Consider the following 23,563-nt stretch of genomic DNA (forward strand, 5'->3'; position numbering starts at 1 on the left):
TATAATTTCCGGAAAATAAAAAAGGCGGAAGAATGTATCTTTCGCCTTTTTTATTTGATGACCCATTGGCCGATTTTTCGTATTGGTTTAAGGAACACAGTCCATGGATAAGGTTTGATACCATTAACCGTCCACGCTTTTCTGTCCATTCTGTTTGCCTTCAGTCTGCCGGATATTGATTTGTTGCTGGCACCACCAATTCTCATTTTAACTATTATTTTATTCAGATACGTGGTTGTTATCCGGTGTTTGACCAGGAATCGAATCATGATTTCATAATCGGCAGCGGAACCCAGTTCAAGGTTGAAATACCCCAGTTCTTCGTAAATGGAACGCCTGACAAAAAAGGTGGGATGGGGAACCATCCAGCCGGAAAAAAATTTGCGGCGGGCATACTTCCCGGATTTCCAGTTTCTTATCGTCTTATCAGTATCTTTACTGTCGACATAGAGAAGGTCACCGTAACAGCTGTCGATTTCAATATTTTTAAAGGCGTTTGCCACTGTTGAGAGAATATCGTCAGCAGGGTAAAAATCATCCGCATTCAGTATGCCGACAATATCTCCTGTTGCCTTTTTTATTCCTTTATTCATTGCATCGTAAAGTCCTCTGTCAGGCTCAGTTATAACTGTTCTGTATGGACGTTTTCTGGTGTTTATCAGGGCAAGAGTTGTGTCTGTTGAATTACCATTGATGATAAAATGCTCAAAAGGTGAGTATGTCTGAGAGTCTATACTTTTCAGGCAGTCAAGGATGGTGGCGGCACCATTGAATACGGGGGTTATTATGGAAATAGTCGGCATTAATCGGGTCATGAGCTTTTCCTGCGCAAATATTTTATCAAAAGTCGTACTGGCCGGAATAAATAATAAATGAGTGAAAGAGACGCCGGTAGACGTATCCAGAGCCAGTCACTGTGGGTTGGATTGAGAAGTGGTCTGAGGCAGTATCTCAACCAGTCTAAATGATTGCTCATGACTTCGTGATGGAATCCGACATACTGGAAAAAACCGAATTTGATGTTTTCATGACTCCGGGAAGGAAATAATCTTTCCAGGATTATTGGGTACAATTTTTGTAATTGCGAATAGTTATTGGTGATTTCAAGGGCGTCCTCCGGGAGTTTTACTCCTGCTATTTTGTTGGAAAGAAGAAGACCCAATGCAACCATTCTGGAAGAACCCTGTCGATCACAAAGGTGCATGATGAGTTTCCAGTCAAGATCCGGTCTTACGTGGATAAGTTTGGCAACACAACATATTGCATCAAGTTGATGCCAGTGATGCCGGCATCCATGTATGCAGAGGTATATCAGGAGATCCTCCGGACTGAGAGAATGTACTTTGCAGCCCGAAAATGTTGTCTGGGTAATTCTTGGTTCAAGGGTTTCCAGGGTAATCGGTCTTGAGAAATATCTGCCGGTGAGCTCCCAGTGCAATTCAATAATGACATTCCCCCTTATCATTGTAGCGTGATGGCCCTTATCTGCCAGTTTAATCAACTGTTTTGCATTTAAATCTATATCCGGAGAGAAACCCTGTTGAAAAAGGAGATCAATGGCCTTTGCAAGGGAGTTGCGGGAAACAAGAATATCAAGATCATTGAATGAACGCAGGCTGAGATTCCCATAGATCATCTCTGTCAGTACCGGCCCTTTAAAGGGGATGGCCCTGATACCTTCATCATTGAATGTGCTCAGGATTGATATCAGGGTTCCTGAAAGAAAGAGGTTATAGGCACCGATTTGGTGGCATTGTTCCTTGAGTGAATCCAGAAAGCTCTTTGGAACGCAGTCTCTCGAAAAGCTGTTGAGTGTAATATAAAGAAGAGGAACAATTTTATGGAAAGTGGCCAGTTCAACAAGTTTGGACCAGTTCAGTTGAGAATATGACTCCGGGGTTAAATTCAGAGTGTCATTTTTTCCGGCGTGAAACGTTACACAGTTGAGAAGCAGTTCGCTTTCCCTGTCAAGTGGATGTTGGCTGTACATTTATAAAAAGTATTTCCTTTATTGCCCGGGTGGCACTGCATCCTGTTTTTTTCATATATTGTTCAACTTCTGCTATTTTAGCATCAACAAGGAATCGGTACCAGAACCCCTGGAGGAAATGAAAGGTCATTCCTTCCTGACCGTCAAGAAAACCACACCGAATAATATATCGGTAAAAAAAATAGGCAAAAGCTCGAAATCCATTGGGAAGGTTTGCATAGATGTTTTCTTTTATCCACCGTTTTGAGCCGGAACCGGGGCGGAGGGAAAAAGTTGCGATGGAGTCGTGGGGCATAAACTTATACCTGAGATTTAATAGATCAACAGCTTCCCGGCTGGCATAATGGTTATGCTTGTCAATCCACCAGCTGAGTGAGTTGAGATTGTGGTCAATGATATTTCCCTTGAAGTCAGCTGTAGGGCCGGGGACCTTGATATGTTCATCCATCCAACGTTTTTCACACTGTCCTTTTCCATACCTGAACAGTCGCAGTACACGGATAGGGAAAAGGCCTCCATGCTTTATTAATCGTCCCTGAAAAATCATTTGACGTCCACAGAAAATACCTTCTATATCATTGCCCATGGAGGAGAGTTTTCCCCTTATTTCAGATTGTAATTCCGGTGTCAGATATTCATCCGCATCTAAACGAAGTATCCACTCTGTTGTTTCTGTTTGACTTAAGGCCCAGTTAAACTGGGTTGATTGATTGGTCCAGGAATGCTGTATGACTTTTGCACCATTGTTTTCAGCGAGAAAAACAGTTTTATCTGTGGAAAAACAATCCACAACCAGGATCGAATCAACTACACCATCAAGACTTGCAAGGCACCGTGGTAAATGCTGTTCCTCGTTGTATGTCAAAATTATTGCAGTCAATTTTGGTGCTTTCATAACGTGTTGAATAGAAAATGAAGAGAATTGTTCGATAACTGTTTATGGATACAAGAAATTTTTATTATTGATCAGGATAACGCAAACCGGCAGGTTAACTGTCATGAAGCACTCTTTTCTTGACAGCTTTTGCCGGGTTGCCGGCAACAACAGTCCATGGTTCAACGTCTTCAACGACTACAGCTCCGGCTCCGACAACAGCACCCTCCTGAACGGTAACACCCGGTCCAATAAAAACATCAGCACATATCCAGGCATTGTCCTGAATTTTTATTGGCAGTTTGAGCAACGGTAAAGCCCGGTGTGTGTAATCATGAGTTCCTGCACACAGGTGACTGCGGTGGGAAATAGTTGTATTGCAGCCTATGGTGATTTTTCCCAGGTTATAAATAAAGGCATGTTCACCTATGCTTGACCAGTCATCTATCTCCAGGTTCCATGGCATGAATATCATGGCAGAATTATAGATATTAACCTTATACCCGATACGGGCACCGAATAATCGAAGAAGGAACCGTCTCCAGGCAAAACAAGGACGGGGACTGAACAGAAAAAGAGGACGAACAAGACTCCATAACTGTCTTGCCGCAAGTTCTTTTCTGCTGTATTTTCGGGATGAACGGTTCACCTGTATTTGTAGTGAACGACCAGGCATATTTCTATTTTTATTATTAATATTCAAAGTGGAATCACAAGGTCGTCATGGGCTCAGATTAAGGTTCAGGGTTAATCCAGTTTAACGCAGCTGGGACGAGTTGTATGCCCCAGTACCCAATCATAAACTTCAAGCATTTGAGAAGCAACCCCGGGCCACATGAATTTTTCTTTCACAAGTTTGAAACCTCTGCTCCCCATAATCTGTAAGTCATCTTCATGCGTGATAAACAGCTCTACAAGAGATTGACTGATACTGGAAGGGTCAGGGTGAGTTTTTACGGCAGCACCGGCTGAAAAACCTTCCGGTAAATTACATTGGGGAGTCATTATTACCGGCAGAGCATGGGACCAGGCCTCCAGCACTGCCATGGGCAACCCTTCACTGTAAGAGGGTAGAATAAAGGCATCAGCATTGGCCATGGCTGTTGTTTTCCGCTCATCAAACAGGGGACCGACAAAATGAATATATTTATTGATATTCAAATCTGTTGCCAATTTTTTAAGTTGTTTCTCGTGGGAATGTTGATCCCATCCAGCAATGACCAGATGCCATTGTTTTTGTGCAGTATAATTCTTGCCTTGAATATCTTTCCATGCGTGGAGTAAATTGACTAATCCTTTTTTGGGATGAATTCTTCCGAGATACAAGAGTATTTTCCCGTTCGGAGGTAAATCGGAGCGCCAGTCCGGTGCTGCTAATCTGGTAGAAGAGCATTTGGGTAAGTTTACGCCATTGGGGATTATTGCGACAGGATTGGTTAAGCCATATCCTCTGATAGCTTCATATTCGGAATGACACAGGGCATGCAGGCAGGCCGCATTGCGCAGATGAGCATGTTCGTATAACAATCCGGCCACCCGTTTTTTCCACCGGGAATTACGGATTGCCCAGGGATCGAGCATTCCACGAGGTGAAATAACAAATGGACGACCGGAATCGTTAGACCACCGCGTAGCTGCCACCGAGGGATACATCCATAATCCATGGGTATGGATTATATCTAAATTGGCTGCCTGCAGAGTTTTTTTCAATTCAGGGGCATAACTGAAAGAAGCAGGGCCACGGCGGCCCATTATATTCAGTTCAGATATTTGCCAGTGTTGAGAATCTTTGTGTGAAAAATCATCTGTAATACTGAAAACATGAACTGAACAATTCAATGAAGATATTTCGGTCGTGAGTGAGCGAACCGACCAGAAAAGGCCACCTGCTTTTCTGGATATTGATGCTGTTAGAACACCGACTTTCATCGAAATTGCAATCCCTGTAATATTAATTGATCATGCCAGCGCGGTTTTTGTGGAGGAGAAGCCAATGCCGTTGCAACTGCATTCCCAAGACCTTCCGCAAACCTGCCGGGCGTCCAGTTTCTGATAATATCCAGGCTTGTTCTCCCCATGGCAGCCCTGTCACAATTATCCGATGAAATTTCAGTCATGTGTTCTGTCAGTTGATCAACATTGTATGGATCAAAAGAATAACCGTTGTGACCATTTCGAACAAGATCATGAGCACAACCGCAGCGTTCAGAAACCAGCACAGGCAGACCGGACGCCATGGCTTCATTGACTACCAGTCCCCACTGTTCAGTCGTACTTGGTTGTATATAGACTTCCGCAGGAGCATAGTAATATGGCAGTTCTTCGTATTGCTTAAACCCGGGAGATGAAGAGTTTCTTTAAGTTGGAGATTGTCCCTGTACTTTTCCAGTTCAGGACGCAAATATCCGTCGCCGAGAACTATCATATGCCATCCCTCCTGCTTGAGATGCTTTCTGTACCTGGCAAATGCATCAAACAGGCGAAAGAGGTTTTTCTTCTTAATAAATCTGCATGATGTTAGAAAATAAGGAGACCGGGTAATTGGAGAAGAATTTTTTTCGGCCCGGATCTTTTTTGCCATACGATTGAAGTAGGAATTGTCTACCACATCGTACCCCATGAATATTTTTTTTTCGGGTATTCCCAATTGTTTCAGGTAATTGACATGCACTGTTCCCCCAACCAGAGCAGACTGTACAAGAGATATGATCTGTTTTTTTATCTGTTCCCTGAACCCGTAGCGTTGGAAATCCCACTCTGTGGATTCCGACATTATTATCCGGGGAACATGATTTCTGACTGCCCAGGCTAATGTTGTCAGGGCCTCAAATGTTGCCCAGCCATTAATCGCAATCACCTCTGGCGAGATGCTGTCCAATGCGGACCAGATAAGTTCCTTCTGCGTTTTTTTGCTGAGAGTTCTGATGTCACCATCCGGTACAATCACAACACGTCTGAACGATTCTTCTGATTGTACTGTATCCCAGGCATATTCACTTGTGTGAGAAGAAAATTCAATACCGACAATGTCCATTTGTGTTGCTGCTGCAGCAAGACGAGCCATGTGATACGGTCCAAAGCGATGAAAACAGACGGTGACAGGCATAAAGAGTTTTCCTTATGAAGTAATGTGATGATGGACTCGTAAAAACTCCGATCTACTGCGTTGTGGGGTGATCGTGTAATGCTCGACGTACTCTATGTACGCCTGCGCTTACACGACACCGCCACGCCTTGTATATCGAAGTTTTTCCAGAGTCCATCTGAGAACGTTGAACGACTTTTTACGAGATCATCATGTGATCACGGTTAAGTAAAAAGATTATGATCACGGTTGTTGTTTTGATCATTCTTAAAGGTCAGAGGAAGTGAGACAATCATTAATTCCTTCAACCAATCGCCTGCCATACGCTTCAAGTGAGCCAAAAGAACTTCGATGGCGAGCGGAATGGGACATATCCTTCAACAGCTTGTGATTAAAACAGAGTGTTGCAATGCAATCTGCAATAGCCTGACTGTTACGGATCGGTACTATGAATCCCTCCTGATGGTCCCGAACGATTGAACCGCTGTTTGGTGTAGTAATAACCGGCAGTCCGGCGGCCAGGGCTTCGTAGATTACTGTTGCTGAACCTTCACACAGGCTTGGCAGGCAGAGTATATCCGCCCACTGGAATTCCTTGAATATGCTCATGCGCGGAACAGTCCCCACCAGTTCAGTATTTGCCGGCACTATTTTACGTATCGTGTCAAAGGGAATTTGGTGGCTCCCGACAATTCTGCATGAAACAGGATGGTGTTCCAATGCTTTCATCGCTGCAAGCAGATACGGAATGCCCTTTCTGAGCCCGACCTCACCGATAAAAAGAACATGCAGTTTTTTCGTGTGAGAGTTCTTTTTTTTAATTGTCAGGAAATTTGACAGTTCAACACCATAGGGAATTACCTTACATTTATGCGCCGGTCCACCAGCCGCTGTTATCGCTTCTTTGACGAATTCTGACCCTGCAAAAATGCTTTCAGCAAGAGACCATTCATTCCGTTCCCGGGAGATGAATTCTTCTGCAAATTTATTGTTCTTTTTTTTGCCCCAGTCAGGAAAGGACTCCACTTCTGTTTCGAGCAGTTTCTGTTCTATTGAGAATGGTGCAATAGTCTGCTCAACGATCCCGGGTATTCTTTGAGAGCGGGCGGATCTTAATATTCGTTCAGATGCAGAATTAAATCCATAGACTAAATTTCCTCCCTGGAGGCCTTTTTTGAGTATCAGCTTATTGAAATAATCACCAGCCCACAGGTGTATTTCAGTCAATTCTTCTCTTGAATGTGCTTTGCGACGTCTGGCTGCATATTTATAACCAAAGGCTGTAAAAGCGGTTATTTTTGTTTTTGGAATGCCATATGGTACCCGGCCCTTTAATCTCTGTAACCCCTTTGGCAGTATGGAAGATGGAAAATAGTGCAGTAGAGCCGGCCAGTTTTTGACTGCACAGATATCGGTATACAAATGACCTAACAAGTCAACTTGTTGAAGGATGCGGGGAACAGCATAGTGCATACGGGCACCTAACTGGGTAAAAATGACAGGTTGTTTATCAGGCAACATATGTTTTCAGTACGTCAGTTTATTTTATTGATTGTATTTGGGTGTTTTAGGCCACTCCTGTTGGTGAAAAAAGTGGTTTTTTTTAAAAGGTTATTTGCAATCCATATAAGTAAAAAGGCGTACAAAACAGGGCGTGTTTGAGCTCTGATACCACTGTGCAGACCAACTCCAATGGATATCATACATAAAAGAACTGCAAATTCTCCTGCTAGACTGGGGTTACGGATAGCATAACGGGAGAAATATCCATAGGAAACTCCTAATAAAAATACAGGAAAAAGGCCAAAATATGAAAAAGCATAAAATATATCCGAGAGAGCTGGGGCAGTCAGGCCTGTATGACCAAATGTTTTCATGTAAGAGGCAAGGTCTTCACCAATTTTTCCAGGGTCAAGTAAACCGCTTGGTATTGGATTGATGTGTAAGATGAAATGGAGGAGTGTTTGTAATGGGTTTTGCAAGGAAACATGGCGCATTGTTTTTTCTTCAACACGACGTGAGAATGGAGCCGAAGCATCAACAGGGTTTAATTCAGGAGAGAGTAATCCAAAGATTTTTTCTTTTGGATCATTCTTTGTGTTGTCACTGGAGAAGAGTGCCTCGACATAATTTTTTATACCTGGGTGATAAAATCCCCTCTGGTTCAGTCCGACAGAGCCTAAATGATAACCAATAAGGAGAAGGAAAGTTATTATGAAATAATATTTGATGCTTTTTTTTGAATACTTTAACAATAAAAATGCGAAAACAAAAAGTGTAAACCCTGTGGCTCTGCTGAATTTATGCATCATTGGTAACATTCCAACCAGCAACCCTAACCACCCGAACAATTTTCTATTAAGCGCAGATCTGTTTCCTATAATATAGATTGAGGAGAGTAAAACCAAAAGAAACTGGAGAGGAAATATCAAAACGTTTAATGTACGTTGGAAACGAACCCTGGCTGTATGTTCAGCCCACTGACCCACTCCTCTGGAGTAGGATGCATTCCAGAAATCTGAAAAACCACCTGCATTGTAAACTGCCAGAAAGAAAACAACTGCGATAAGATAAATAACCCAGATAGTTTTGATTTTCGGGAGCGTAACTCGTTGAGGGATTTTCTTTCTGATTCGAGAATATTTTGATGTAAAAATTAAACCATATCCTGTTAAAAGTGCATACATGCTTAAAGCAGAAAAGAGTAAAGCCTGATCAAGATATTTGGGTGAAAGAAGAAACGATTCCCATGGTGCCCCTTGGATATAGGCGCATAGTGGAGAGAAGTGGTAGCCAATCCAGAGAAAAAATACACTTAAAAATCTCAGTGATAACAGTTCAGAAATACCATACTTATAACTCAAACCGAAAGCATAGAGTAAAGGTAAAAAACCTGCTAGTAAAAACCATGGAGTTTGTGCTGTTGGCCACACCGGTTTCAACCTCGGGTAAGATGAGAGGGAAATAAAATCACAATAGCCATTTTATGTTATTTCTTTGATAATTTCTTTATTAAATTTATCATCTTATGAAAAAGAAAGAGCGCGTCATCGTGTTGCGGAATAAAAGCCGTCAGTCGGGCATTGTGAAAAAAATTAACACAAATGAATAAAAAAACGATCAGAACAATGAATTGAGAAAGTGTAAAACCGATTGCGATACCTGTGAGCCCCCAGAAATGTGCTCCGATACCACCAGCCAACAGGATTGTTATAATTCCTGCAGTCTTTGCTGCTATTCCGAACAGTGGTTTTCCGTGACCAAGCAAAGATTGTTCAATGATATTTGATAGTCCAGCACAGACGATGCCAAACAGGAGAATCAGTGCAACAGGGGCCGCGTTATTGAATTTATTTCCATACACAAGGGGAATGAGGAAAGGTAAAAGTGGAATGAAGAGTAAGGCGATCACTCCTGAGAGTATTCCCCCCTGCGAACCATTCTTGCCAAGGGGGAAAAACCATTGGATTTGTCAAGCCTGGCAGCTTCAGAGAGTGATACAATGCCAAGAGACGCCGGAAGGCTTGCAATAACACTACTGGAAGACCGGGCAACAACATACAGACCCATTTCAGAAGGTGTTAAAAGCCACAAAAGGAGGATTTGATCTATATATTGGCTGAAAAGGGAAAATATGGTCGTAATCTGGTAGGGCAGCCCTTCCCTGAGAAGCAGTCGAAGGGAAACGTGTTTTATCTGTTGTCGAAGTATTGACCGTTTCAGGACAACTCGTGTTATTGCAACTGTTAGATTACCTGCCAGAAGAGATATTACTACCCAGAGCAGTTTGTCTTCTGCGAAAAACCAGGTCAGGATTAAGCCTGCGAAAAAGACCGGATAGATCTGGGCACGTGTAAAATTAAACAATTTAAAATTCCCGGTGCCCTGGTCAATGGCAAGCAGATTCAATGCCATATGGTTTAATGGAATATAAAGCAGAAAGATAGTTGCCACGGGGAGTATTTTCCGCATTTCCGTCGGTATAAGATATGACAGAAAAAACAGGCAGATCACAGCGGTACAAAAACCGGTTATACACGAAATATACAAAGCACTTTTAATGAGAGGTGCAGTATCATTCGTTTTTCCGGCTCTCCTGGTCAGGGCCATATTGATGCCGAGCAGTCCAATAGAGGCAAAAACACCCGGCCAGAGCTGAATGGCCGCCAGTTCACCCCGTCCCTGTGGGCCGAGGAGGCGAGCCAGAAGGGCTCCCTGAAAGACAGTGCAGACCTGAATAAAAAGTGAAGTGGCATAAGTGCCGATGTATACCTTCACTCCATAAGTCTTTTCAAATCCAGGTTTCATTGGAAAAAGTTGTAACTGTGCATTTTCAGATAACGGAAAGGCTAAAATCAGGGTGTTGGTGAAAAGTGAATGAAGTGAATTCAGATATCAAACCTGTTCTCCAGCAAAAGCTTTTCAAAATAGGGGACAGTCCTTTTTAACCCCTCTTCAAGATGGATTTCAGGTTCCCACCCTAATTTTTCCTTTGCTAGTGTGATATTGGGTCTACGCTGGGTAGGATCATCTGAAGGCAGTGGCCTGAAAACAAGTTCTGATTTTGAACCTGTTAAATCAATAATAATTTCCGCAAGCTCTCTGATCGTAAATTCATCGGGATTTCCTGTATTGACCGGACCGGTAAAATCGTCAGGACTGTTCATCAACCTGACAAATACCTCTATCAAATCATCCACATGGCAGAAAGATCGAGACTGGGAGCCGTCCCCATAGAGGGTTATGGGTTTATTCTGCAGTGCCTGGACAATGAAGTTGGAGACAACCCGACCATCATTAGGGTGCATGTTGGGCCCATAAGTATTGAAAATACGAGCTACTTTAATTCGTAATTTATGTTGACGCCGGTAATCGAAAAACAGCGTTTCCGCACAGCGTTTGCCTTCATCGTAACAGGAACGGAATCCTATGGGGTTGACGTGTCCCCAGTAATCTTCAGTCTGGGGATGGATCTGCGGATCGCCATAGACTTCACTGGTTGAGGCCTGGAAAATTTTGGCTTTTATCCGTTTGGCAAGGCCAAGCATATTGATTGCCCCGTGGACACTCGTCTTGGTTGTCTGCACCGGATCATGCTGATAGTGAATGGGAGATGCAGGGCAAGCCAGGTTGTAAATCTCATCGACTTCGAGGTAGAGCGGAAAGGTGATGTCGTGGCGGATAACCTCAAAACGGCGATTGTCCATCAGGGGTATGATGTTATCTTTGGTGCCGGTAAAATAGTTATCGACACAGATAACTTCATGCCCGTCGTCAAGGAGTCTTTTGCAGAGATGAGAGCCGAGAAAACCGGCACCCCCGGTCACAAGAATTCGTTTGATAGAATGGGGTTTCATAACAGGTGGTTCAGTTTGATTGAGGTGAATGAAATATTTTCAATAATAAGAAAAGTATAGCATATTTATCACGCAAGAACCAAATCTGATGGCGATCTTACAATAAAAAAGGGGTCAGGAACATATGTTCCTGACCCCTGCTTTCACAAATGGTCGGGATGAGAGGATTTGAACCTCCGACCCCTTGTCCCCCAGACAAGTGCGCTAACCAGGCTGCGCTACATCCCGAAACTGTGATTCTATCTACCACGTGTTACAACTACTGTCAACAGTCCGTAACAGGTTGGTTATTCTTTTTTTGACAGAAGAATATTCTGTAATTCCAGCAGCTCCTGCTTGATGGAGGAGAGCTGATCCGGGATCTTCCTCCCGGTTGTTTCATTTCCCTGTGCCGGGGGTGGTTTTTTGTTTCCGGCGGCAAGAAATTTTCGTGCTCCTGCTATTGTGTAACCATGTTCATGGAGCAGGGTTTTTATCTGAAGAATGAACACTATATCTTTTTTTCTGTACAGTCTCTGGCCTGACCCGGCTCTTTTGGGTCGAATTTCAGAAAATTCCGACTCCCAGTAGCGCAGTACATGCGTTGGTACCTCGGCCAGTTTTGCGACTTCACCGATCTTGAAATAGAGCTTATCTGGAATATATTTTTTCATAATATTAACCAGTGTACTCCATAAAAGGATCCAGGTGAACAGAAAGAGTACTATTCGATGAGCTCTTCCTTCCTGTTGATCCGTTCCCGCAGTTTCTTGCTGGCCCTGAAACTGACGGTATTCCGTTTCTTGATGGTGATGGTTTCACCTGTTCTGGGATTTCTACCCTTGCGTGGAGCCTTTTCTCTGACAGTAAACGTACCGAAATGAACGAGTTTTATTTCCTCTCCGTTTAACAGGGCTCGTTTCATGGCAGCGATAAAACTGTCAACTATCTGTGCGCAATTGCTTTGAGAAAACCCGAGTTTATCTGACAATACTTCTGCAAGTTCTCTTCTTGTGAGGTTCTGTGGTTTTTTTTCTTCAGTAATATTATCCATCGCGGAAGCTTCCCTCGAATCTATCTGTGAGCAAACGTACTATTTTTGAGTGGGATTTTTCCACATTTTTTTCCGTAAGCGTCTTTGTTTGTGATCGATATGTTATGGAAAGGGCAACACTTTTACAACCCTGTTGTATCTTTTCACCCTCAAACACATCAAAAATTTCTACATTTTCAATAAGCTTATCTCTGCTTGAGCGGACAACTTCAAGAAGCTCACCTGAAGAAACAGCTTTCGGAACTATAAGGGCAATATCCCTTTTAACCGAGGGAAATACAGGTAAGCTCGAGAATTTTTTCGCGGTTGTTTTTATATCACAAAGAGCGTCATAATCAAGATCAAAATAGTAGACGTCATGTTTTATGGCGAATTTTTTCAAGATCTCATCAGTAATTTTGCCAAGGGTGCCAAGGGTACTGTCCCCATAGACGATATTCAGGGCGTAACTATGTTCCGCAAAAGGTTCACATTCGCTGTTTTCGGGCTGCCTGAACTGGACACTGTTTTTCGAGCCGAAGGGAATCCCGCTCTGTTCCAGGATAAACTCAACGCAGCCTTTAACGTCAAATATATCAACAGAGGCCTGTTTGTAATATAAGGGAGAGTTTTCTCCATGACGGTTGCCGGTAAGCACACCTGAAATAAACATTTTTTCCACCGGTTGTTCATCGCCGGCCACGGGAAAAAATACTTTCCCAATTTCAAAAAGCTTTACAGCTGTTTTCTGGAAATTGATGTTGCGCTTTACATTTTCAAGAAGACCGGGCAGCAGCAGGGTGCGCATGACCGCCTGCTCTTCACTCAGGGGATTGAGAAGAGCAACACTCTTTGATCGCCTGTCAGAAGCGGAAAGGGAGAGCATTTCAGCAAAATTGCGTGAAATAAAACTGTAGTTGATGGCTTCAGTATACCCTGCGGAAGCAAGGGCACCGGCAAGATTATTGCGCTTTATCCTTCGTGGGTCCTGCTCCGGAAAACTGAGATGGACCTGGGGGAGAGTGACGGGGATATTGTCATACCCGTATAACCGGGCAATTTCTTCAACAAGGTCAGCTTCTCTTTCTATATCAACACGGAAAGACGGAGGATTGACCCAGAGCGTATCCTCATCCTTATCTTTGCACCGTATTCCTATGGATTGCAGCAGATCTGCCATTTCCCGGCCGGTTAATTCTGTCCCAAGAAGTGTATTTGTTCTGGAAATACGTAATGTCTGTGAGTTAAGAGGTTTTTTCCCGCCATAAACGTCAGCTCCCTCGTCCTTTGCCGTGGTGTTGCATATTTCACAGATCAGTTCGACTGCGCGATTGAGGGCGTTGATGGTGCCATCCGGGTCGACACCTCTTTCAAAACGATAGGAGGCATCCGTTGAGAGATTGAGTTTTCTTGCGCTTTTTCGGATGGAAACATCGTTGAAACAGGCACTTTCAAGAAGAATATCAGTTGTGGATTCAGTAACCTCGGAATTCATTCCCCCCATGACCCCGGCAACGGCAATGGGTTTTTCCCCATCACAAATCAAGAGAGTATCTTTGTCAATGGCCCGTTTTGTGTTATCCAAGGTTGTGAAATGAGTTTCATCTTTTCGTGGGGTGCGAACAATTATTTTACTCTCGGTGAGAGTGTTAAAATCAAAGGCGTGGAGGGGCTGACCATATTCCATCATAACAAAATTGGTAACATCAACGATATTGTTGATGGGACGCAGACCAATGGACAGGAGCCGTTTTCTCAACCACCAGGGGGATGGCCCGATTGTTATATTTTTAATTAATCGTGCTGCGTATCGCGGGCAGAGTTTATCTGATTCCACCGATACCGAAAATTCTTTTGAAGTGGATTTGATTTCCGCGTCCTTGATGGGAACCTGGAGGGGTTTTTCGGTGATGCCCGCAATTTCCCTGGCAATACCAATAACGGAAGCGCAGTCAGGACGATTTGGGGTGAGATCAACTTCCACCATGATATCATCAAGGCCCATGGCCTTTATAAATGACTGACCCGGCTCGGTTCCTTCAGGTAATTCCATAATACCATCATGCTCTTCGCTCAAACCCAGTTCTCTTTCAGAGCAGATCATGCCAAAGGACTCGATTCCACGCACTTTGGATTTCTTGATTTTAAAATTACCGGGAAGGGTGGTTCCGGGAAGGACAACAACTACTGCAAGACCTTCTCTGACATTGGGTGCTCCACAGACGATTTGCACGGTTTTATCCCCAACATCGACCTGGCAGAGAGAGAGTTTGTCAGCATTGGGGTGTTTTTCACAGGAGGTGACTCTTCCAGTTTTCAGGGGAGCAAGTTCCTGGTAAAGAGGAACTACTGAATCAACTTCAAGACCGAGCATGGTCAGTTTATCGGCCAGCTGTTCGGGAGAAAGCCCTTCAGTATCGACATATTGCTGCAACCAGTCTAAGGTAAACTTCATGGCAAATTAAAATGTTGGCTTATATTTTTGATTCCTGAATTCGCAAGCGCCTTGTTATACAGGCGGACTATCAGGCCCTAAAACTGCTGCAGAAAACGTTGATCGTTTTCATAGAACAGTCTGATATCGTCGATTCCATATTTGAGCATGGCAATACGCTCAATACCGAGTCCAAAGGCAAAACCACTGTAGATTTCGGAATCATAGCCGACCATTCGAAAAACTTCGGGGTCGATCATCCCGGATCCAAGGATTTCCAGCCAGCCGGTCTTTTTGCAGACCCGACATCCGGCACCGTCGCACATGACACAGGCAATATCAACTTCGGCACTGGGTTCCGTAAAGGGGAAAAAACTGGGACGAAAGCGAAGAGGTAGCTCTTTTTCAAACATTTCCCTGAGGAATACGGTCAAAATACCTTTAAGATCAGCAAAAGATATATCTTTGTCCACCAGAAAACCCTCAACCTGGTGAAACATGGGTGTATGAGTTATATCGGAATCACACCTGTACACCTTCCCGGGAGCAATGACCCGGAGAGGGGGTTGTTTGTTTTCCATGATTCTGGCCTGCATGGGTGAAGTATGGGTCCGAAGCAGGGTGGAATCAGTGACATAGAATGTATCGTGCATATCCCTGGCCGGGTGATGGGCCGGAATATTCAGCGCTTCAAAATTATAATGATCCGTCTCCACATCAGGGCCTTCAGCCACCGAGAATCCAAGTTGTTCAAAAATTGCGCAGGCCTCGTTCATAACCTGGGTGACCGGATGGAGTTTGCCCACGGTCGGGAATCGTCCAGGAAGGGTCAGGTCGGGCGCATCGGTTTCTGTTTTTGCCGAGGCCAGTAGGGCTGCAGATTTTTCCTTGAACAGTTTTTCAATTTCACCTTTGATTCTGTTTGCCATCTGACCCATGCGGGGCCTGTCCTCTTTGGCGACGGACCCGAGCTGACGCATGATCACGGTGAAATGTCCCTTGCGGCCAAGGAAAGAGATACGGAATTCCTCAAGCTGCCTGTTATCTGTGAGTTGAGCCAGTTGCTTTCTGGCCTCACTTTCCAACCGTTGTAACTCGTTTTCCATAATAATAGAGAATGAAGAATAAATGCTGGGAGAAAAAATATGCCGGTTGATGGTTTTGTAAACCAAAAACCGGCATGTTTTTATGAATCATATGCAGGAAACCCGCCTGTAATCCAAAGCCATGTCCGGCAGGGGAAAGTGCGAATTTCAGACACTCGTTCTATGCGTTGGCTTCTTTTGCCACCTGCACTACCTTGCTGAATGCGTCCGCATCAAGAATGGCAAGATTTGCCAGCACTTTCCGATCAAGATCTACACCGGCCTTTTTCAGTCCACCCATAAAGGCGCTGTAACTCATGTCGTTGAGGCGGGTACCGGCATTAATGCGGGTAATCCAGAGACGGCGGAAATCTCTTTTCTTGGTCCTTCTGTCCCGGTAGGCATAGCATAATGCCCGGTCTACTGCTTCGGTGGCTGTACGGTAAAGGCGGGAACGACCGCCTCTGTACCCCTTTGCAAGTTTCAGTACTCTGTTTCTTCTTCTGCGAGCCTTAAAACCTCGTGTTACGCGTGGCATGATTTACTCCTTTTCCCCGTATTTTCAGGCGGGTTTTATGTCACCGTCAAACGCTGAGTTGCATTTCGACAGTGGAAAAATTGTGTTCTCTTACAGATAAGGCATAATCTTTTTGATTGCCTTGGTATTGGCAGAATCAACCAGACCGGATTTCCTCAGGCCGCGTTTCTGCTTTGTCGTCTTCTTGGTGAGAATGTGGCTTGAATAGGCTTTGTTCCTCTTGATTTTTCCGGATCCTGTGGCCTTGAATCGTTTTGCCGCACCTCTGTTTGTTTTCATCTTTGGCATGAGATTACTCCTTTACACCTCAATATCACATGGTATCAATCAGTCGGTTTTCTGATTGTTGAATGTGCTTCGTCTGTTAATTATGGCTTTGGCCCTACAAACATGACAAGTTGCCTGCCTTCCATTTTCGGCATCTGCAGGATAACTGCATCATCTTTCAGAGATTCGGCAATTTTATTCATGGCCTCAATCCCGATTGTCTGGGAGTAGACAATTTCGCGACCGCGAAAGCGCATGGTCAGTTTAACTTTATTGCCGTTCTTCAGAAATTTCCTGATATTTTTAGTCTTGAAATTGAGATCGTGCTCTTCCGTCTTCGGCCGAAATTTAATCTCTTTTGTCTCGACTGTGGTCTGTTTCTTTTTTGCTTCCTGAGTCTTTTTCTTTTGCTCGTAGCGGAATTTGTCGTAATTCATAACCCGGCATACCGGTGGGTCGGCATTTGCCGATACTACCACAAGGTCAAGCCCTGCATCATAAGCTATATTACGAGCTTCATCCGAAGTAACTATTCCCCTTTGTGAGCCGTCCTGGTCGATCAGACGTACCTTGGGAAAGCGTATCTGGTCATTAATCTGTACTCTGACTTCACGTTGTACCGGGGCTTGTCTTCCTCTTCTGATAACTGTACCTCCTCGAATTTACGAGATAAATGAAATATTTGCCGGAAAATACCACCACCGGCACAAAATGTATATGTTTTTATAAAATTAAATGAACGTAAATCATACCCATCATACCAGAATCTGTGGCTGCAAACAAAAAAATATCCGGGAAATCATTTATTATAGCCCACCCGGTGGGCGTTTCAGTCGCCTCTGCCCTGAGCCACTTCCTCAGTGACCTTGTCAATGAATTCGGAAACAGTCATCGGCGGCAGATTTTTACCATTACGGAGACGGACGGTTACCGTACCGTTTTCCTTTTCCTTGTCACCGACTATAAGCATATACGGAATCTTGCCGACCTGGGCTTCCCTGATTTTAAAGTTCAGTTTCTCATTACGTAAATCTTTTTCGACCCTGAGGCCCGCCTTACGAAAACGCTTGAATATTTCCTCGCAATATTCAGCCTGGTCATCAGTAATATTCAGAATTCTTGCCTGGACAGGTGCGAACCAGAGCGGGAAAACCCCCGCGTAGTGTTCAATCAGTACTCCGATAAATCTCTCCAGGGAACCCATGAGGGCCCGGTGGATCATAATGGGTTGATGTTCACTGTTATCGGCACCGGTATATCCCAGTTGAAAGCGCTCGGGAAGATTAAAGTCAACCTGAATAGTCGAGCACTGCCATGATCTGCCAAGCTGATCCTTGATCTTGATGTCGATTTTCGGACCGTAAAACACCCCTTCGCCGGGGTCTATCATATATTCGAGCCCCTTTTTTTCAAGGGCAAGTTTTAATGATTCCGTGGCAAGGTTCCAGTTTTCGTCCGATCCCACATATTTTTCCGGTCGAGTGGAAAGATAAATATCGTAATCATCAAAACCGAAATTTTTCAGAATCAGAAGATTCAATTCAAGGATATTGAAAATTTCTTCCTCAAGCTGATCAGGACGGCAGAAAATATGGGCATCGTCCTGGGTGAATCCTCGAACGCGCAGTAAACCATGCAGGGCACCGGCACGTTCGTAGCGATAAACTGTACCGAGTTCACACCAGCGGATCGGCAGCTCCCGGTAACTTCTTTTTCGTGTATTATATACACCGATATGAAAGGGGCAGTTCATCGGTTTCAGCTGGTAGGCCACATCGTCTATATCCATGGACGAATACATGTTTTCACTGTAAAAATCCAGGTGTCCCGATGTTTTCCAGAGATCCTGACGGGCAATATGCGGCGTGTAGAGCAGCTCATAATCATGGCGATAATGCTCGTCTTTCCAGTAATCTTCCACCAGTCTTCGCAGCTGGGCCCCTTTCGGCTGCCAGAGGATCAGGCCTGCACCGATATCTTCCTGGACGGTGAACAGCTCAAGTTCCCTGCCGAGCTTACGGTGATCGCGTTTTTTTGCCTCTTCCAGGGAATTGAGGTATTTTCGCAACTCTTTCTTGTCAAAAAAAGATGTTCCGTAGATTCGTTGGAGGACATCATTTTTCTCATCTCCACGCCAATAGGCACCGGCTACCCGCAGCAGTTTGAATGCCCTGATAAAAGATGTATTGGGGAGGTGGGGCCCGCGGCAGAGATCAGTAAATTCACCTACCTGGTAGAGTGATACAGTGTCGGTGTCCAGGTCACGGATAAGTTCAACCTTATACTTTTCTTCTTCAGCCTCAAATTTCTTGATGGCATCGTCACTGGCAAGTTCAGAACGGGTAAACGGAAGGGCCTGGCGAACGATCTCTTCCATCTTTGCCTCGATCTTTTCAAAATCTTCAGGGCTGAAGGCTTCGTTTCTGAAAAAATCGTAGTAGAAGCCGTTTTCAATGGAAGGCCCGATGGCAATTTTTATGTCTTGGCCGAATACATCACGTACCGCAAGGGCCATGACATGGGCAGTGGAATGGTGAAGGATCTCGAGTGCCTTTTCGGAACCGACCTGAACCGGCGAAAGAGTAGTGTTTTCGGTCAGTGGCGTAGTAAAATCATGAAGGACGGAATCGATTTCCACCGCAACTGTGCGTTTTCTCTGCTTGTTGGAAAGCAGGGAGGAAAGAACATCGCCAACAGTCGTTCCGGCCGGAACCAAAACACTGCTATCACTGTCTGCTAAAACTATAGAAATATCCGTCATGAGATTTCAGGCATGGCAGATCAGGACAAACTGATCCAACCGATGCACCCATTAAATAAATAGAAAAATAAAGGCTAAAGAATTAACGCCTTCTTGAAAAGGAGTTCTCACTTTAGCCTTATATTCTGGTAGGCGCGGGCGGGATTGAACCGCCGACATCCACCACGTCAAGGTGGCGCTCTCCCACTGAGCTACGCGCCTGCTCAAGCAATAAAAACCGGGTTTTGACCGAGAGAAACTGTCGCAACCTTCGAACCTGTTTCAAATACCAGTTAATCATAAGAGTGTCAAGATAAAATCACTCTCATTTCGCATTTCTCATGAAAAATCATATCGAAACCTACAGGGCCGTTGAGCGACTCTCAATTGCTTTGGCCAGGGTATATTTGTCCGCGTATTTAATATCCATACCCATGGGAATTCCGCAGGCCAGCCTGGTCAGCTTAACGGGTCTGTCCTTCAGGGAATCGGTAAGATAGTTTGCCGTAGCTTCTCCGGGAACGGTGGAGCTGGTGGCGATGATGACTTCGCTGATTGTGCCATTGGCCACACGTGCCAGCAGTTCCCTGATTTTAATCTCATCCGGGCCTATTCCATCCATTGGGGAGAGAACACCGTGAAGAACATGGTAATGTCCCCGGAATGTTGCTGTTTTTTCAATGGCCAGCAGGTCCGCGGACTGTTCGACCACGCAAATGATATCAGCATGCCGTCGTGGTTCGGCGCAAATGTCGCAGGGGTCACTTTCCGAGAAGGTAAAACAGCAGGAGCAGAGTTGTATGGAATCGTGGAGATCCACCAGCGAGCGGGCAAGCTCTCTTGCCTGGGACGGGGGCCGACGGAGAATATTCATCGCCAGCCGGGTGGCGGTTTTTTTGCCTATCCCCGGCAGTAACGTGAGATTTTCGATCAGCTTTTCCAGTGCCGGAGGGATGACCTGCATAATGAAATACTCAATTCCTGTGGAATGATGAATGTGATGGGAAATGCGGGCTACGGATTCAGTATATTGGAAATTCCGGGGATATTCAGTCCACCGGTCAACTGAGTCATCTCTTCCTTGCCAAGTTCCCGTGCCCTGCGGACAGCGTCATTTGTCGCAGCTACAATGAGATCCTGCAGCATGTCCTTTTCATCAGGATCAATGACAGCCTTTTCAATATTGATGGAAAGAATGTCTGCCTTGCCATTGACCGTGACTGTAACCATTCCTCCGCCGGCACTGCCGGTAATCACTTTTGAGGCAAGATCCTGTTGGATTTTTGCCATTTTTTCCTGCATGTTCCTGGCCTGTTCCATTATACTGCTGAGGTCCATTTTAGTCGTCCTTTTTCATGCCTGTCCATAAATGGCTTTTTTGCCCGATTTCTGCGTCGCTACGAAAAATAAAAATGCTCACATATGCCTGATATGCTGCGCTTTTTATTTCCCTATGCTCCTCAGAGTCTGCGCTTACCTGAACTCGAACAAAAAATCTCATTTCTGAAGAGACATTTTTTTAAAATCACCTGCTTCTTGGTCCTATTCTGATATTTCCTACCTGGCCATTGAAGATTTCCGCCGCCATGATGACCAGGGGATCGTCTGCAAGCTCTCTCCGCTTACGTCGGGGAGATTCTCCATTAGCGTCTCTATCGTCCAGCTCCTTATCAGGTACTATAAAACGTATCTTGATTGATTGCTGAAAAAAATCGAGAACAAACTCGGAAAGCTGTTTCAGATTTTCCTTTTGCCTGAGAACCATACACTTCGCTGGTTTGCTGTAGCTCAGGTGCAGTTCACCGTCCACCTGTTTTGCGGAGTCGGCCTGTTCAAGATTTTGCGCCATCCAGAGTTTTCTCTCCCTGACGTAATCAATAAACTCCAGCCAGTCTTTACGGATATCTCTGGTATGGGGTTGAACCTGCGGTTTCTCGGGTTCAGGTTTGGGTTCTTTTCGGGGTTTTTCAGCAATGGCAGCAGGAGGAGGTGATACCTGCGCCTTCGGTGGTATAATTTCAACGTTTTCGACGTCTGTTTCTGGTGTAGCCTGTGATTCCGGTGTTTCTGCTGAGAGTTTCTCAGTGACTGGCGGGGGAGGGTCGGAGACGGGGAGACCTGCCAGAATTTTATCCACTTGCCCAAGCAAGGTGGAGACTGCAACAACGTTTCCCGCTTCAATTATTTTCAGGAAAGAGGTTTCAAGGGCGAGGCGCGGATGGCTGGAATTGCGGATGTCCTCCATGGTTGCCATGAGCATGCCCAGTTTCTGATGCAGTGTTTCCGGGTGATAATCTGCCGCAATATTCTTCAACTCGGCAAGCTCGTTCTCCGGAAGGTCGATAAGCTTGGCGCAGCCGTCAATCTTTGAGAAAAGCAGGGCCCGGAACTGGTCAATGAGGTCGATCAGAAAGCGTTTGATATCAATTGAATAATTAAAAATATCCTCAAGGGCGCAAAGAACGTCTCCGGTATTGCCGTCAAGGAGGCCGCGGGCCACCGTCATGAGAAGGTCTCGGTCGATGAGGCCCAGCAGCTCAATGACATCATCCTTGCTGATTGTTTTTTCACCAAAGGAAAACATCTGGTCAAGCAGGCTCAATCCGTCCCTGACGGATCCTTCTGCTTCACGGACAATAAGAGAAAGTGCGGCGGGCTCAATTTCAAACCCCTCTTCGTCGGCAAGTTTACGGAAATGATCGGACAGCTCTTCTGCCGATATACGTTTTAACTCATACTGCTGGCAGCGGGAGAGAATGGTAATGGGGATCTTGTGGATCTCCGTTGTGGCGAACATGAAATAGACATGCTCCGGCGGTTCTTCCAGGGTTTTCAACAGGGCGTTAAAGGCCTCTGTTGTCAGCATGTGTACTTCGTCAATTATAAATATCTTGTACCTGGCGGAAGTGGGGAGGAATCGCAGTTTTTCCTTCAGCTCCCTGATCTCCTGAATACCGCGGTTTGAGGCCCCGTCAATTTCGTACAGGTCAATGGAACTGCCTGCCGAAATTTCACGACAGGAGGTACAGTCATCGCAGGGAGGGTTGCTTACTTCGGACTGGCAGTTGAGCGCCTTTGCCATGATCCGGGCCAGTGTGGTTTTGCCGACACCGCGTACTCCGGAGAACAGGATGGCATGGGCGACTCTTCTCCTGGCAATACTGTTTTGCAACGTCTTCACGACGGAGCGCTGGCCTATAACCTGGTCAAAGGTCTGGGGGCGGGATTTTCTTGCAAGAACAAGATAGGACATGGAGTAGTCAGTTGGAAAAAATGATAGCCGGGCAACCCCCGCACACGGAGAGTGTCACTGCCGTTGCTTCCTTCCGGACCTGGCGGGGTTCGTGATTCTCTGTTGCAGGGACCCGGCTATCAAAATCATAATCAAGACTGGCGGAGAGGGTGAGATTCGAACTCACGGTACTCTCGTACACACGCGTTCCAGGCGTGCACCTTAAGCCACTCGGTCACCTCTCCAGCATTGTATCATACTCGCCTGAAAAATGAATGCGAATATGCCTGATCAGGTTTACTCTGGTAAACGGATCAAAATGTGAGGTACTATGTAAACCTTCAAAGAGGATTTGGCAATCAAAAAAAAGCCGGTTCCGCGAAAAATATCAGATTATCCTCTTCCCTGCAAGGTTTGCAGTCTTGAGTTTTTTCTTCTGGCTGCGAAAAATTTCTTCAGCAGTGCACCACATTCGCTTTCCAGCACGCCTCCTGTAATCGAAAGAGTGTGATTGAGTAATCCATCGGTGCCGATGGCGTACCTGGACACTGCTGCGCCGGTTTTCGGATCGGTGGCGCCAAAGACAAGACGGTCAACACGGGCATGGACCAGGGCCCCCATGCACATAATACAGGGTTCCAGGGTGACGTAGAGTGTTGTGCCGGGCAATCGGTAGTTGTCTACTATAACCGCCCCCTTTCGTAAAACCATTATTTCCGCATGGGCAGTTGGATCTTTGCTCCCTCTCGGACAATTACAGCCCCCGGCAATCAAATCATTTTCTCCCACAAGAACAGCCCCCACGGGAACTTCTCCCTCTTTTTCTGCGAGAACAGCCATTTCCAGGGCCAGTTTCATCCATTTTTTATCAGCTTTCTCATCCACTGTAGAAAATCCTTTACTTATTTAGTTGCTTTCTTTGCCTCCCTTTCGTATAACAAAAAAGAGA

Annotated in this window: 22 protein-coding genes, 3 tRNA genes, 1 other RNA gene and 1 pseudogene; all 27 read right to left on the minus strand. The window is 45.2% G+C overall.

Annotated features, from left to right (window positions below; all coding sequences use genetic code 11):
• Window positions 1-50: 50 nt before the first annotated feature.
• Window positions 51-815: a glycosyltransferase family 2 protein gene (locus LO777_RS05670; RefSeq protein WP_228856568.1), complete on the minus strand. Its 765-nt coding sequence runs from the start codon at window positions 813-815 to the stop codon at window positions 51-53.
• Window positions 812-1,990, minus strand: a complete 1,179-nt coding sequence (locus LO777_RS05675) for a nucleotidyltransferase domain-containing protein (protein ID WP_228856569.1) — start codon at window positions 1,988-1,990, stop codon at window positions 812-814. The genes LO777_RS05670 and LO777_RS05675 overlap by 4 nt, the downstream gene beginning before the upstream one ends.
• A complete protein-coding gene (locus tag LO777_RS05680) occupies window positions 1,968-2,885 on the minus strand; it encodes a glycosyltransferase family 2 protein (RefSeq protein ID WP_228856570.1) in 918 nt (305 codons plus the stop codon). The genes LO777_RS05675 and LO777_RS05680 overlap by 23 nt, the downstream gene beginning before the upstream one ends.
• A gap of 94 nt (window positions 2,886-2,979) precedes the next feature.
• A complete protein-coding gene (locus tag LO777_RS05685; RefSeq protein ID WP_228856571.1) occupies window positions 2,980-3,513 on the minus strand; it encodes an LbetaH domain-containing protein in 534 nt (177 codons plus the stop codon).
• 98 nt (window positions 3,514-3,611) lie between these two features.
• Window positions 3,612-4,793, minus strand: coding sequence for a glycosyltransferase (locus LO777_RS05690; protein WP_228856572.1), 1,182 nt, complete (start codon window positions 4,791-4,793; stop codon window positions 3,612-3,614).
• Window positions 4,790-5,970 (minus strand): annotated as a pseudogene (locus LO777_RS05700) (glycosyltransferase). The gene LO777_RS05690 and the pseudogene LO777_RS05700 overlap by 4 nt, the downstream one beginning before the upstream one ends.
• A gap of 246 nt (window positions 5,971-6,216) precedes the next feature.
• Window positions 6,217-7,470, minus strand: a complete 1,254-nt coding sequence (locus LO777_RS05705; protein ID WP_228856574.1) for a glycosyltransferase family 4 protein — start codon at window positions 7,468-7,470, stop codon at window positions 6,217-6,219.
• Window positions 7,471-7,484: 14 nt separating this feature from the next.
• Entirely contained in the window at window positions 7,485-8,882 is a 1,398-nt protein-coding gene (locus LO777_RS05710) for a hypothetical protein (RefSeq protein WP_228856575.1), read from the minus strand.
• Between the two features lie 56 nt (window positions 8,883-8,938).
• Entirely contained in the window at window positions 8,939-9,361 is a 423-nt protein-coding gene (locus LO777_RS05715) for a polysaccharide biosynthesis protein (RefSeq protein WP_228856576.1), read from the minus strand.
• Window positions 9,358-10,257 carry an oligosaccharide flippase family protein gene (locus LO777_RS05720; protein WP_228856577.1) on the minus strand — a complete coding sequence of 300 codons (900 nt, stop codon included), beginning with the start codon at window positions 10,255-10,257 and terminating at the stop codon, window positions 9,358-9,360. The genes LO777_RS05715 and LO777_RS05720 overlap by 4 nt, the downstream gene beginning before the upstream one ends.
• Window positions 10,258-10,337: 80 nt before the next feature.
• Window positions 10,338-11,306, minus strand: coding sequence for a UDP-glucuronic acid decarboxylase family protein (locus LO777_RS05725; RefSeq protein ID WP_228856578.1), 969 nt, complete (start codon window positions 11,304-11,306; stop codon window positions 10,338-10,340).
• Between the two features lie 150 nt (window positions 11,307-11,456).
• Window positions 11,457-11,534: transfer RNA gene (locus LO777_RS05730), tRNA-Pro, on the minus strand.
• Window positions 11,535-11,593: 59 nt separating this feature from the next.
• Window positions 11,594-11,959: a MerR family transcriptional regulator gene (locus LO777_RS05735; RefSeq protein ID WP_228856579.1), complete on the minus strand. Its 366-nt coding sequence runs from the start codon at window positions 11,957-11,959 to the stop codon at window positions 11,594-11,596.
• Window positions 11,960-12,009: 50 nt separating this feature from the next.
• Complete coding sequence (locus LO777_RS05740; protein WP_228856580.1) at window positions 12,010-12,339, minus strand: integration host factor subunit alpha; 330 nt, start codon at window positions 12,337-12,339, stop codon at window positions 12,010-12,012.
• Window positions 12,332-14,773, minus strand: a complete 2,442-nt coding sequence (pheT, locus tag LO777_RS05745; RefSeq protein ID WP_228856581.1) for a phenylalanine--tRNA ligase subunit beta — start codon at window positions 14,771-14,773, stop codon at window positions 12,332-12,334. Before pheT ends, LO777_RS05740 begins: the two co-directional genes overlap by 8 nt.
• 77 nt (window positions 14,774-14,850) lie before the next feature.
• Window positions 14,851-15,858: a phenylalanine--tRNA ligase subunit alpha gene (gene pheS, locus LO777_RS05750; RefSeq protein ID WP_228856582.1), complete on the minus strand. Its 1,008-nt coding sequence runs from the start codon at window positions 15,856-15,858 to the stop codon at window positions 14,851-14,853.
• 160 nt (window positions 15,859-16,018) lie between these two features.
• Entirely contained in the window at window positions 16,019-16,375 is a 357-nt protein-coding gene (gene rplT / locus LO777_RS05755; RefSeq protein ID WP_228856583.1) for a 50S ribosomal protein L20, read from the minus strand.
• Between the two features lie 90 nt (window positions 16,376-16,465).
• Window positions 16,466-16,663 carry a 50S ribosomal protein L35 gene (gene rpmI / locus LO777_RS05760; RefSeq protein WP_228856584.1) on the minus strand — a complete coding sequence of 66 codons (198 nt, stop codon included), beginning with the start codon at window positions 16,661-16,663 and terminating at the stop codon, window positions 16,466-16,468.
• Between the two features lie 80 nt (window positions 16,664-16,743).
• The gene (gene infC, locus LO777_RS05765) at window positions 16,744-17,286 is read right to left on the minus strand and encodes a translation initiation factor IF-3 (RefSeq protein ID WP_407929123.1); all 543 of its coding nucleotides are present in this window, start codon (window positions 17,284-17,286) and stop codon (window positions 16,744-16,746) included.
• A 185-nt stretch (window positions 17,287-17,471) separates the two neighbouring features.
• On the minus strand, window positions 17,472-19,403 hold the full coding sequence (thrS, locus tag LO777_RS05770; RefSeq protein ID WP_228856585.1) for a threonine--tRNA ligase: 1,932 nt from the start codon (window positions 19,401-19,403) through the stop codon (window positions 17,472-17,474).
• Between the two features lie 126 nt (window positions 19,404-19,529).
• Window positions 19,530-19,604, minus strand: a tRNA-Val gene (locus tag LO777_RS05775).
• 139 nt (window positions 19,605-19,743) lie between these two features.
• The gene (gene recR, locus LO777_RS05780) at window positions 19,744-20,346 is read right to left on the minus strand and encodes a recombination mediator RecR (protein ID WP_228856586.1); all 603 of its coding nucleotides are present in this window, start codon (window positions 20,344-20,346) and stop codon (window positions 19,744-19,746) included.
• Window positions 20,347-20,396: 50 nt separating this feature from the next.
• The gene (locus LO777_RS05785; RefSeq protein ID WP_228856587.1) at window positions 20,397-20,720 is read right to left on the minus strand and encodes a YbaB/EbfC family nucleoid-associated protein; all 324 of its coding nucleotides are present in this window, start codon (window positions 20,718-20,720) and stop codon (window positions 20,397-20,399) included.
• A 187-nt stretch (window positions 20,721-20,907) separates the two neighbouring features.
• Window positions 20,908-22,635 (minus strand): DNA polymerase III subunit gamma/tau, encoded by a 1,728-nt coding sequence (gene dnaX / locus LO777_RS05790; protein ID WP_228856588.1) that lies wholly within the window; start codon window positions 22,633-22,635, stop codon window positions 20,908-20,910.
• Between the two features lie 22 nt (window positions 22,636-22,657).
• Window positions 22,658-22,753, minus strand: an RNA gene (ffs, locus tag LO777_RS05795) — signal recognition particle sRNA small type.
• Between the two features lie 20 nt (window positions 22,754-22,773).
• Window positions 22,774-22,859 (minus strand) — tRNA-Ser (locus tag LO777_RS05800).
• 148 nt (window positions 22,860-23,007) lie between these two features.
• Window positions 23,008-23,499: a tRNA adenosine(34) deaminase TadA gene (tadA, locus tag LO777_RS05805; RefSeq protein ID WP_228856589.1), complete on the minus strand. Its 492-nt coding sequence runs from the start codon at window positions 23,497-23,499 to the stop codon at window positions 23,008-23,010.
• Window positions 23,500-23,563 lie beyond the last annotated feature (64 nt).

Source organism: Desulfomarina profundi (genome assembly GCF_019703855.1).
In the GTDB taxonomy this organism is placed as follows: Bacteria; Desulfobacterota; Desulfobulbia; order Desulfobulbales; family Desulfocapsaceae; genus Desulfomarina; species Desulfomarina profundi.

Bases quoted from the DNA above. Each gene is read 5' to 3' on its own strand.
- LO777_RS05670 (WP_228856568.1), bottom strand. From the start codon at position 815: ATGACCCGATTAATGCCGACTATTTCCATAATAACCCCCGTATTCAAT.
- LO777_RS05675 (WP_228856569.1), bottom strand. From the start codon at position 1,990: ATGTACAGCCAACATCCACTTGACAGGGAAAGCGAACTGCTTCTCAAC.
- LO777_RS05680 (WP_228856570.1), bottom strand. From the start codon at position 2,885: ATGAAAGCACCAAAATTGACTGCAATAATTTTGACATACAACGAGGAA.
- LO777_RS05690 (WP_228856572.1), bottom strand. From the start codon at position 4,793: ATGAAAGTCGGTGTTCTAACAGCATCAATATCCAGAAAAGCAGGTGGC.
- LO777_RS05705 (WP_228856574.1), bottom strand. From the start codon at position 7,470: ATGTTGCCTGATAAACAACCTGTCATTTTTACCCAGTTAGGTGCCCGT.
- LO777_RS05720 (WP_228856577.1), bottom strand. From the start codon at position 10,257: ATGAAACCTGGATTTGAAAAGACTTATGGAGTGAAGGTATACATCGGC.
- LO777_RS05725 (WP_228856578.1), bottom strand. From the start codon at position 11,306: ATGAAACCCCATTCTATCAAACGAATTCTTGTGACCGGGGGTGCCGGT.
- LO777_RS05735 (WP_228856579.1), bottom strand. From the start codon at position 11,959: ATGAAAAAATATATTCCAGATAAGCTCTATTTCAAGATCGGTGAAGTC.
- LO777_RS05740 (WP_228856580.1), bottom strand. From the start codon at position 12,339: ATGGATAATATTACTGAAGAAAAAAAACCACAGAACCTCACAAGAAGA.
- pheT (WP_228856581.1), bottom strand. From the start codon at position 14,773: ATGAAGTTTACCTTAGACTGGTTGCAGCAATATGTCGATACTGAAGGG.
- pheS (WP_228856582.1), bottom strand. From the start codon at position 15,858: ATGGAAAACGAGTTACAACGGTTGGAAAGTGAGGCCAGAAAGCAACTG.
- rplT (WP_228856583.1), bottom strand. From the start codon at position 16,375: ATGCCACGCGTAACACGAGGTTTTAAGGCTCGCAGAAGAAGAAACAGA.
- rpmI (WP_228856584.1), bottom strand. From the start codon at position 16,663: ATGCCAAAGATGAAAACAAACAGAGGTGCGGCAAAACGATTCAAGGCC.
- thrS (WP_228856585.1), bottom strand. From the start codon at position 19,403: ATGACGGATATTTCTATAGTTTTAGCAGACAGTGATAGCAGTGTTTTG.
- recR (WP_228856586.1), bottom strand. From the start codon at position 20,346: ATGCAGGTCATCCCTCCGGCACTGGAAAAGCTGATCGAAAATCTCACG.
- LO777_RS05785 (WP_228856587.1), bottom strand. From the start codon at position 20,720: ATGGACCTCAGCAGTATAATGGAACAGGCCAGGAACATGCAGGAAAAA.
- dnaX (WP_228856588.1), bottom strand. From the start codon at position 22,635: ATGTCCTATCTTGTTCTTGCAAGAAAATCCCGCCCCCAGACCTTTGAC.